The organism is Mycobacterium sp. PDNC021, assembly GCF_048282635.1.
Lineage (GTDB): Bacteria > Actinomycetota > Actinomycetes > Mycobacteriales > Mycobacteriaceae > Mycobacterium > Mycobacterium llatzerense.
The window spans coordinates 5,797,191-5,804,342 of record NZ_CP182502.1 but is presented as its reverse complement, the minus strand read 5'-3'; the positions used below and the strand labels follow the sequence as shown (position 1 = coordinate 5,804,342).

Here is a 7,152-nt window from a genome sequence, read left to right as displayed (position 1 = left end):
CATGACAGCTTCCGGTTCTTGAGGTTTCGTAGCACCGCGACGGTGGCACCGGGTGCGAGAGCGAGGACGTCGTCGGCACCGAATGCGCCGCAGTCCAGACCGCGCAGCACGACCGCCGCCAACGCCTCGGCGGTCGCGGGTTCATCGACGATCGGGCCGCCGCTGCGGTCCAGATAGGCCTGCAGCCGTGGCGCCGCGGCGGCCATGGCGGCCCGGAAGAACGTGAACGTCGCCAGCCACCGTGTCACCAGGTGGCCGGGGTGCATGTCCCAGCCCTGATAGAAACCGCGCTCGAGCGACCGCGTGACGAGCCGGTGGTGGCGCCGGATCGCTTGCACCACTTGATCTTCGGTGCCGACCGGGGCCACCTGCGTCGAGCCGTCGGCAACCCAGACCCCGGTTTGTGCGGCGGCGGTCTGCATCACCGCCTTGGCGTGGTCGGCCACGGGGTGATCCAGCGCTTGGTGCTGCGGTGCGATCCCGCAGGCTGCACTGTAATCGTATGTGCCGTAATGTAATCCGCTGCACCGACGGTCGGCGAGTTGGATTGCGCGGGCGAGCGTCGCGGTCCCGTCGGGGCCGAGTACCGCCTGCGGACTCTCGATCTGCAGCTCGAAGCGCAGCGTGTGCGCTGCCAAACCGTGTGCGGTCTCCAGTGCCTCACACAGCCAGACGGCCGCGGTGACCTGTTCGGCCGCACGTAGTTTCGGCACGGTGAAGACGAACCCTTCGATGGCGCCGGCATCCAGCACCAACTCGAGGGTGCGCAGCGCCCGTGGGCGCTCGGCGGCGGTCAGCCCCTTGATGCGAATCCCGCTGTGGCTCAACCCGAGTGCGCGCAGGGTCACCGCCGCTCGCGTCGCGTCACGATCCTCCACATCGTCGCCACGGCGGCCGTAGCCGTCCTCGAAATCCAGCCGCAGATCGGCAATCGGGGCTTCGGCCAGTTGGTCGCGCACCAGCGCGACAGTGGTGGTGTCGCCGAGTTCGGCGAAGACCCCTGCGTGCTGGTCCAGCAGTGCCAGCGCGGCCTGCCCCCATTGCGCAGGAGTATCGGGAGTGGCGTCGGCCGCGCTGACATACACGGTGTGTATGGGCTGGACGTCAGCACTGTCTCCCGGGAACCGCGCCGCGAGATCGGCGTCGACGCGGGACAACAAGGTGTCGATTCGATGTAGTGCATCCGCCGGGATGCGATGTTGGGGGGCCGACACCTGCCTATCGTGCCGTGTCGACGCGATCTCAGCACGTCGAGTCCAAGCCCGGATCGGGGAGCTGATCTAGTCTCGGCACAGCAACGTTGCCAAAGGAGGCCCTATGACCAGCGCCGAACGGATCGACGATCCTTTTGAGGGCTCTGCGCCGGAAACCGCGACGTACTCCGGCCCGGAATGGATGGGCAAGGCCAACTGGCATTCGGTCGCAGAGACATACCTGCTCAAGGCCATGAAGCCGCTCATGTTCCTGCTGACCAAGGTGATGCTGGCCATCAACAAGCGGTTCCCGCAGGTGCTGCTGAACCGCGCCTACGACGGTGCCGAGCGCGTCATGCATTGGATGCCGGGCGTGGCCGGTTCACGCACCGAAAAGGTCGAGCTGCCGAATTGTCCGGCGGAATGGGTGTGGAACGAGACCACGCCACCCGTCGACGGGCGGGTCATCATCTACTTCCACGGTTCGGCGTTCATCGCGCTCGGCATCAACAGCCACCGGCCGTTGGTCAGCCACATCGCCCGTGACAGCGGCGCGCGTGCCCTCAGCGTCGGGTACCGGCTCTGCCCGCGCAATCTCGTCGAGGACGCGGTCGACGACGGCGTGGATGCCTACCGCTACGTGCTGGCACAGGGTGTGAAACCGGAGAACATCGTGCTGGCCGGCGACTCTGCCGGCGGCTTCATCGCGGCGATGACGGCCGTCGCGGTGCGCGATCTGGGCCTGACGCCGCCCGCGGGCTGCGTGCTGCTCTCGGCCGCCACCGACAGTGACATGACACCGAAATATGAAGCAGCTCGGCGTATTCCGGATGCAATGTTCCCCATCGAGTTCCTCCGGATGATCAGCGAGGTCTTCCTGCTGCGCAACGGGGCCCGGGGCCCGATCCCGTCTCCGGTGGACGCTGACCTGCACGGCCTCGGCCCGTTCCTCCTGCAGGTGGGTTCGGCAGAGGCGCTGCGGCCCGATTCAGAGCTGATGGCCGAGCGGCTCGCGGCGGCGGGAGTGCCGGTGCGGCTGCAGGTCTTCGACCGCGCCGTCCATGTCTTCCAGGCCTTCGCCTTCTCCAACCCCGACGCCCGTCGCGCAGTCCGCGAGGTCACGGAGTTCGTGAAGGCTGTCGCCTAGCCCCACCGAGAGTCGGGTTGTGGTCGAGATCCTCGCGAATTCTCGATCACAACCCACCATTCGACGCCACCACGGCCGGGAATGAACCGGCGCCGTGCGGCGGTTGCCTACTCCGTGACTGCCGCTCCCTTCCGCCTTTCCACCGACGCCGCACTGCTCAAGCCCGTTCAGGTCGGTGACACGCCGGCCGCCAACCGTCTGTTCATGGCGCCGCTGACCCGGTCGCGGGCCGACGCCGACGGCACACCGTCGGACTTGGCGGCCGAGTACTACTCGCAGCGCGCCGCCTCCGGGCTCATCATCTCCGAGGCGACCGCCATCTCGCGGAGCGCCAACGGCGCCTACATGAATACCCCCGGCATGTACACCGACGGGCATCAGGCGAAGTGGGCCGAGATCGCGCAGGCGGTACACGGTGCCGGCGGGAAGATGTTCGTCCAGCTGTGGCACGTCGGCCGCATGGCGCATTCGGAGATCAGCGGTGCCACGCCGGTCGCGCCGTCGGCCATCGCCGCCGACATGGTCACCCACACCCCCACGGGCAAGAAGCCGCTGGAGATCCCACGGGCGCTCGACATCGAGGAGATTCCCGGGATCGTCGCCGACTTCCGTGCCGCCGCGCGCCGCGCGGTCGACGCTGGGATGGACGGCGTGGAGATTCACGGCGCCAACGGTTACCTGTTGCACGAATTCGCGTCCGATGTGGTCAACCAGCGCACCGACGCGTATGGCGGAACGCCGGAGAACCGGGCCCGGCTGACCGCCGAGGTCGTCGAAGCCGTCGTGGCCGAGATCGGGCCCGGGCGGGTCGGGCTGCGGATATCCCCAGGGAACCCCGCCGGCGACATGCATGAGGACGACGCGTTCAGCGCGTATGAGGCCCTGCTGAACCGGATCGACCCGCTCGGTATCGCCTACCTGCACGTGCTCATCGACCCCACCGAGAGCCTGTTCGGTGCGATCCGCGCGCTGTGGTCGGGGACCTTTGTGCTCAATACGGGACGGGGCTCAGGCACCGATTTCTGCCAGCTGAACAGCTTCGTCGACCTGGGTGCCATCAGTGCCGCCGCGGTCGGGCGGTCCTTCCTGGCCAACCCCGACCTGGTCGACCGGCTGATCCTGGGGGCCGAGCTCAATGAGCCTGACGTGGCGACGTTCTACGCGCCGGGCCCCGTCGGCTACACCGACTATCCGACCCTCACCGAGGCTGTCGCTTAACTCACGGCGCAGTGGCCACTTATTGCACGTCAGGTCGTCCAGAACGTGCAGTAAGTGGCCTTTTGCGTTCGTCTGGTCACTCTCCCAACCACCTGGTTGGGAGGGCCTGTTACGCTTCCGGGCAGGGGACCGTCGACCTGCTGGTGGGCGCACCCATAACCCCATCTCAATAGGACCTGGAGCAAACACATGTCCGAAGAAGCCTTCATCTATGAGGCCATTCGCACGCCCCGTGGCAAGCAGCGCAACGGTGCACTGAACGAGGTCAAGCCGGTCAACCTCATCGTCGGCCTGATCGACGAAATGCGTCGCCGCAATCCCGACCTCGACGAGAACCTGATCAGCGACGTCATCATGGGCGTCGTCTCGCCCGTCGGCGACCAGGGCGGCGACATCGCCCGCACCGCCGCTCTCGTGGCCAAGCTGCCCGAGACCACCGGTGGTTTCCAGCTCAACCGCTTCTGCGCCTCCGGCCTGGAGGCCGTGAACCTGGCCGCCCAGAAGGTCCGTTCCGGCTGGGACGACCTGGTGTACGCCGGTGGCGTCGAGTCCATGAGCCGCGTCCCGATGGGTTCGGACGGCGGCGCGTGGGCCGGTGACCCCGAGACCAACTACCGCATCGGCTTCGTCCCGCAGGGCATCGGCGCCGACCTGATCGCCACCATCGAGGGCTTCTCGCGTGAAGACGTCGACGCCTACGCGGTGCGTTCGCAGGAGAAGGCCGCCGCGGCCTGGTCCGGCGGCTACTTCGCCAAGTCCGTCATCCCGGTCAAGGACCAGAACGGCCTGACCATCCTGGACCACGACGAGCACATGCGTCCCGGCACCACCGTCGAGAGCCTCGGCAAGCTGAACTCCGCGTTCGCGGGTCTGGGCGCCATGGGCGGCTTCGACGACGTGGCGCTGCAGAAGTACCACTACGTCGAGAAGATCAACCACGTCCACCACGGTGGCAACAGCTCGGGCATCGTCGACGGTGCCGCGCTGGTGCTGATCGGTTCGGAGGCCGCCGGCAAGTCGCAGGGCCTCACCCCGCGCGCCCGCATCGTGGCCACCGCCACCAGCGGTGCCGACCCGGTCATCATGCTGACCGGCCCCACCCCGGCCACCAAGAAGGTCCTGGACCGCGCCGGCCTGACGGTCGACGACATCGACCTCTTCGAAATCAACGAGGCCTTCGCCTCGGTGGTGCTCAAGTTCCAGAAGGACCTGAACATCCCGGACGAGAAGCTGAACGTCAACGGTGGCGCCATCGCGATGGGCCACCCGCTGGGCGCCACCGGCGCCATGATCACCGGAACCATGGTCGACGAGCTCGAGCGCCGCGGTGCCAAGCGTGCCCTGGTCACGCTGTGTATCGGCGGCGGCATGGGCGTTGCCACCATCATCGAGCGCGTCTAGGGAGAAGCGAAAAACAATGGCTGAGAAGACAATTCAGTGGGACAAGGATGCCGACGGCATCGTCACCCTGACGATGGACGACCCCACCGGGTCGGCCAACGTGATGAACGAGCACTACAAGGAGTCGATGCACTACGCAGTGCAGAGCCTGGTAGCTGAGAAGGATTCCATCACCGGCGTCGTCATCACCAGCGCGAAGAAGACCTTCTTCGCCGGTGGTGACCTCAAGGGCATGATGCAGATCGGTCCGGACGACGCCGGCGAGGCGTTCTCCATGGTCGAGGACATCAAGGCCGACCTGCGCGCCTTGGAGACCCTGGGCAAGCCCGTCGTGGCCGCCATCAACGGCGCCGCCCTCGGCGGTGGCCTGGAGATCGCCCTCGCGTGCCACTACCGCATCGCGGCGGACGTCCGCGGCAGCCAGATCGGTCTGCCCGAGGTCACCCTGGGCCTGCTGCCCGGCGGTGGCGGCGTCGCCCGCACCGTCCGCATGTTCGGTATCCAGAAGGCCTTCATGGAGGTCCTGAGCCAGGGCACCCGGTTCACCCCGGCCAAGGCGCAGGCCACCGGCCTGGTCAACGAGCTCGTCGACACCGTCGAGGAACTGATCCCCGCCGCCAAGGCATGGATCAAGGCCAACCCCGAGGGCGGCGTGCAGCCGTGGGACGTCAAGGGCTACAAGATGCCCGGCGGCACCCCGTCGAGCCCGGGTCTGGCCGGCATCCTGCCGTCGTTCCCGGCTCTGCTGAAGAAGCAGCTCAAGGGTGCTCCGATGCCCGCGCCGCGCGCCATCCTGGATGCCGCCGTCGAGGGCGCGCAGGTCGACTTCGACACCGCGTCGCGCATCGAGAGCCGCTACTTCACCACCCTGGTCACCGGCCAGACCGCGAAGAACATGATCCAGGCGTTCTTCCTGGACCTGCAGGCCATCAATGGCGGCGCCTCGCGTCCGCAGGGCATCGCCAAGCAGGACATCAAGAAGATCGGTGTCCTCGGCGCGGGCATGATGGGCGCCGGTATCGCCTACGTGTCGGCCAAGGCCGGCTATGAGGTCGTCCTCAAGGACGTCACGCAGGAAGCCGCCGACAGGGGCAAGAACTACTCCGAGAAGATCGAGGCCAAGGCTCTCGAGCGTGGCAAGACCTCTCAGGAGAAGTCCGACGCGCTGCTGGCCCGGATCACCCCGACCGCCGACCCGGCCGACCTCGCGGGTGTCGACTTCGTGATCGAGGCCGTGTTCGAGAGCCAGGAACTCAAGCACAAGGTGTTCCAGGAGATCGAGGACATCGTCGAGCCCAACGCACTGCTCGGCTCGAACACCTCCACCCTGCCGATCACCGGTCTCGCGACCGGCGTGAAGCGCCAGGAGGACTTCATCGGTATCCACTTCTTCTCGCCGGTCGACAAGATGCCGCTGGTGGAGATCATCAAGGGCGAGAAGACCTCTGACGAGGCGCTGGCCCGGGTGTTCGACTACACCCTGGCCATCAAGAAGACCCCGATCGTCGTCAACGACAGCCGTGGCTTCTTCACCTCGCGCGTGATCGGCACCTTCGTCAACGAGGCGCTGGCCATGCTGGGCGAGGGCGTCGCGCCCGCGTCCATCGAGCAGGCCGGCTCGCAGGCCGGTTACCCGGCGGCGCCGCTGCAGCTTTCGGATGAGCTCAACCTGGAGCTCATGCACAAGATCGCCGTGGCTTCCAAGGAAGGCGTCGAGGCCGAGGGTGGCACCTACGTCGGGCACCCGGCCGAGGCTGTCGTCGAGAAGATGATCGAGCTCGGTCGTCCGTCGCGCCTGAAGGGCGCCGGCTTCTACGAGTACACCGACGGCAAGCGGACCCAGCTGTGGCCGGGTCTGAAGGACGCCTTCAACTCGGGTTCGGTCGAACTGCCGCTGCAGGACATGATCGACCGCATGCTGTTCGCCGAGGCACTGGAGACCCAGAAGTGCATCGACGAGGGCGTGCTGACCTCGACCGCTGACGCGAACATCGGCTCGATCATGGGTATCGGCTTCCCGCCGTACACCGGTGGTTCGGCGCAGTTCATCGTCGGCTACCAGGGCGAGCTCGGCGTCGGCAAGGAGGCCTTCGTGGCCCGGGCCAAGGAACTGGCCGCCCAGTACGGCGACCGCTTCCTGCCGCCGGCTTCGCTCACCTAATAGCGCGAACCGTCGCGAAAACCCCTAAATCC

5 protein-coding genes are annotated in these 7,152 nt (G+C 67.0%); 4 read left to right on the top strand and 1 reads right to left on the bottom strand.

The genetic code is table 11. From position 1 onward, the window contains the following. Positions 1 to 1,214 (bottom strand): DUF6986 family protein (locus ACNO8X_RS27790; RefSeq protein WP_418003615.1); only part of this gene is annotated, 1,214 nt, incomplete at its 3' end. 103 nt (positions 1,215 to 1,317) lie between these two features. Between ACNO8X_RS27790 and ACNO8X_RS27785 the strand changes: the two genes are divergently transcribed. The 4 genes from ACNO8X_RS27785 (at position 1,318) to ACNO8X_RS27770 (ending at position 7,120) form a co-directional block, all read left to right on the top strand. Further along, positions 1,318 to 2,340: an alpha/beta hydrolase gene (locus tag ACNO8X_RS27785; RefSeq protein ID WP_418003614.1), complete on the top strand. Its 1,023-nt coding sequence runs from the start codon at positions 1,318 to 1,320 to the stop codon at positions 2,338 to 2,340. Between the two features lie 81 nt (positions 2,341 to 2,421). Continuing rightward, positions 2,422 to 3,558, top strand: coding sequence for an alkene reductase (locus ACNO8X_RS27780; protein ID WP_418003613.1), 1,137 nt, complete (start codon positions 2,422 to 2,424; stop codon positions 3,556 to 3,558). A gap of 189 nt (positions 3,559 to 3,747) precedes the next feature. Further along, positions 3,748 to 4,959, top strand: coding sequence for an acetyl-CoA C-acetyltransferase (locus ACNO8X_RS27775; protein WP_043390495.1), 1,212 nt, complete (start codon positions 3,748 to 3,750; stop codon positions 4,957 to 4,959). A 16-nt stretch (positions 4,960 to 4,975) separates the two neighbouring features. After that, positions 4,976 to 7,120 carry a 3-hydroxyacyl-CoA dehydrogenase NAD-binding domain-containing protein gene (locus ACNO8X_RS27770; protein WP_418003612.1) on the top strand — a complete coding sequence of 715 codons (2,145 nt, stop codon included), beginning with the start codon at positions 4,976 to 4,978 and terminating at the stop codon, positions 7,118 to 7,120. Positions 7,121 to 7,152 lie beyond the last annotated feature (32 nt).

Excerpts from the sequence above, each read along its gene's own strand:
- ACNO8X_RS27780 (WP_418003613.1), top strand. The coding sequence starts at position 2,422 with ATGAACCGGCGCCGTGCGGCGGTTGCCTACTCCGTGACTGCCGCTCCC.
- ACNO8X_RS27770 (WP_418003612.1), top strand. The coding sequence starts at position 4,976 with ATGGCTGAGAAGACAATTCAGTGGGACAAGGATGCCGACGGCATCGTC.
- ACNO8X_RS27775 (WP_043390495.1), top strand. The coding sequence starts at position 3,748 with ATGTCCGAAGAAGCCTTCATCTATGAGGCCATTCGCACGCCCCGTGGC.
- ACNO8X_RS27785 (WP_418003614.1), top strand. The coding sequence starts at position 1,318 with ATGACCAGCGCCGAACGGATCGACGATCCTTTTGAGGGCTCTGCGCCG.